At 75.8% G+C, this 2922-nt stretch carries 2 protein-coding genes; both read left to right on the top strand.

Going from position 1 to position 2922, the window contains the following annotated elements:
* The first annotated feature begins 167 nt into the window (after positions 1 to 167).
* On the top strand, positions 168 to 1340 hold the full coding sequence (locus ACTIDRAF_RS0220260; RefSeq protein ID WP_016700545.1) for an aminotransferase class V-fold PLP-dependent enzyme: 1173 nt from the start codon (positions 168 to 170) through the stop codon (positions 1338 to 1340).
* Positions 1341 to 1774: 434 nt separating this feature from the next.
* Positions 1775 to 2922, top strand: a 1148-nt coding sequence (gene hisD, locus ACTIDRAF_RS0220270; protein ID WP_016700547.1) for a histidinol dehydrogenase, incomplete at its 3' end; no start/stop codon positions are given.

The following is a 2922-nucleotide window of genomic DNA, read 5'->3' on the forward strand; positions in this document are numbered from 1 at the left end:
AGGGGGCGGGCGTGGGGGAGCGCACCGGCGCTCCGGCGCCGGCCCGACCGTGCCGGCGCTCCGCCAGGAGGACACGCTCGCGGTCCCGCCGGTCGGCGAGCCTTCCGCCGAACGTGGCGCGCTCGCTAGGCTGCGACCCGGATTCACCGCCGCGCCGAGGGGGGACCGTGGAGTTGCACCGGGTGCGCGTCGACACCCCGGCCTGTGAGGAGCTGGTGTTCCTGGACAGCGCGGGATCCTCCCTGCCCCCCGCCGTGGTCCTCGATGCCGTCACCGGCCACCTGCGCCGGGAGGCCGAGGTCGGCGGCTACCGCGCCGCCGCCGAGCGGATCGACGACCTCGAACGCGGCTACCACAGCGCCGCCCGGCTGCTGGGGTGCCGGCCCACCGAGGTCGCCTTCGCCGGCAGCGCCGCCCAGGCCTGGTTGACCGCGCTCGACGCCGTGCCCCTGGCCCCCGGCGACCGGGTGCTGATCAGTGAGGCCGAGTACGGGACCAACGCGGTCGAACTCCTCCGGCGGCGTGACGAGACGGGCATCTCCGTCGAGACCGTTCCCCCTGGGGAGGACGGGCGGCTCGACCTCGCCGCGCTGCGCCGGATGCTCGACGAACGGGTCCGCCTCGTCTCGCTGGTGCACATGCCCACCAACGGAGGCCTGGTCAACCCGGTGCGGGAGGTCGTCCTGGCCGCGCACCAGGTGGACGCGCTGGTGCTGCTGGACGCCTGCCAGACCGTCGGACAACGCCCCGTCGACGTGGACGCCCTCGGCGTGGACCTGCTCAGCGCCACCGGCCGCAAGTGGTTGCGCGGCCCCCGGGGAACCGGGCTGCTCGTGGTCCGGGAGGAGGTCCTCCCCCGGCTTCGTCCCCGGCTCGTCGACCACACCGCCGCCGAGTGGACCGCGCCAGGCCGGTACCGGATGCGGACCGACGCCCGGGTGTTCGAGCGGTTCGAGCACGCGGTGGCCGGACGCCTCGGGCTGATCGCTGCCCTGGACTACGCGTGGGACCTCGGGATGGAGGCCGTCGCCAGCGAGGTGGCCGACCGCGCCGCCCGGCTCCGCGCCGGCCTGTCCACGCTCCCGGGCGTGCGCCTGTGGGACCTGGGACCGGAGCCCGGGGGGATCGTCACCTTCACCGTCGAGGGCCGCCCCGCCGACCAGGTGCGGGACGCGCTGTGGGACCGGGGGGTCGTGGTCACGACGAGCCAACCGAACTCGACCCTGTTGGACGCCACCCGCCGAGCCCTGCCCGACCTGGTCCGGGCCTCCGCCCACTACTTCGTCTCGCCCGAGCAGGTCGACACCGCCGTCGCCGAGGTGGCGGAACTGACCCGCTGACCGGAGCGGCGCGCCGGGACCTCCGGCGTCCGCCACCGGGCGTGCTCCCGCTGGCGCGGAACGCGCGGGTGAGCCCGGGGCCGAGCCGCCAGGACCGGGATGGCGGCAGCACACCGAGGACGGCCGAGCCCCGGGCCCGCGCGGACGACCGGGTGCCACCCGGGATCCGCCGCACGGCAACCGGGCCGGTTCAGGAACAGGTCACCCCCGGTCATCCCGGGCAGCGCACCAGCCGGTGCGCGTCGCCGGAACGGTCCGCCTCCGACACCGGTGACCGGAGAGCCCCGTTCGTGAACGCGCCCCGCCCTCTACCCTGGAGGCCGCTCCAGCTGGGGCTCGGACGGGCGGGACCAGCCCGGACGGACCCGCGGCACACCCGCCGCCCGGTGGGGACCAGGAGCACCGCGACGACGAGGACGAGTGCGAGGAAACCGATGCTCACCCGAACAGACCTGCGGGACCGCGTCCCGTCCGCCGCCGAGCTGCGCACGGTGTTGCCGCGCGCCGAGGTCGACGTGGACACGGTGCTGCATCGGGTGCGCCCCCTCGTCGAGGAGGTCCGGCGCTACGGGGTCTCGGCGGCGCTCGACCTCACCGAGCGCTTCGACGGTGTGCGCCCGGCCTGCGTCCGCGTCCCGGCGCAGGCCCTCGCCGACGCCGAGCGGGATCTCGACCCCGAGGTGCGGTCCGCGCTGGTGGAGAGCATCGCCCGGGCCACCCGGGTGCACGCCGCCCAACGGCGGCGGGACGTCACCACCCAGGTCGTGCCCGGCGGAACGGTGACGGAACGGTGGGTGCCGGTGGCCAGAGTCGGCCTGTACGTCCCCGGTGGCAACGCGGTCTACCCGTCGAGCGTGGTCATGAACGTCGTCCCCGCCCAGCAGGCCGGCGTGGACTCGCTCGTGGTGTGCTCCCCGGCCCAGGCCGCGTTCGGCGGCCTGCCGCACCCCACCATCCTGGCCGCCTGCCAGCTGCTCGGCGTCACCGAGGTCTGGGCGGTCGGGGGCGCGCAGGCGATCGCGCTGCTCGCCTACGGTGGGCAGGACACCACGGGGGAGGACCTGCTCCCCGTCGACCTGGTCACCGGGCCGGGCAACATCTACGTGACCGCCGCCAAGCGGGAGCTGCGCGGGCTGGTCGGCATCGACGCGGAGGCCGGCCCGACCGAGATCGCGGTGCTCGCCGACCACACGGCCGACCCGGTCCACGTCGCCGCGGACCTCATCAGCCAGGCCGAGCACGACGAGCTGGCCGCCAGCGTGCTGGTCACCACCTCCTCCGACCTCGCCGACGCGGTGGACGCCGAACTGGCCCGCCGGGTCCCGACCACCCGCCACAGCGAGCGGGTCCGGACCGCGCTGTCGGGCCCGCAGTCCGGCTGCGTGCTGGTCGCCGACCTGACCGACGGGCTGCGGGTGGTCGACGCCTACGCCGCCGAACACCTGGAGATCCAGACCGAGGACGCCGGGGCGGTGGCGGCGCGGGTGCGCAACGCCGGGGCGGTGTTCGTCGGAGCCCACAGCCCGGTGTCGTTGGGCGACTACTGCGCCGGTTCCAACCACGTGCTGCCCACCGGCGGCTG

This window comes from Actinoalloteichus spitiensis RMV-1378, from assembly GCF_000239155.1.
GTDB classification, from domain to species: Bacteria; Actinomycetota; Actinomycetes; order Mycobacteriales; family Pseudonocardiaceae; genus Actinoalloteichus_B; species Actinoalloteichus_B spitiensis.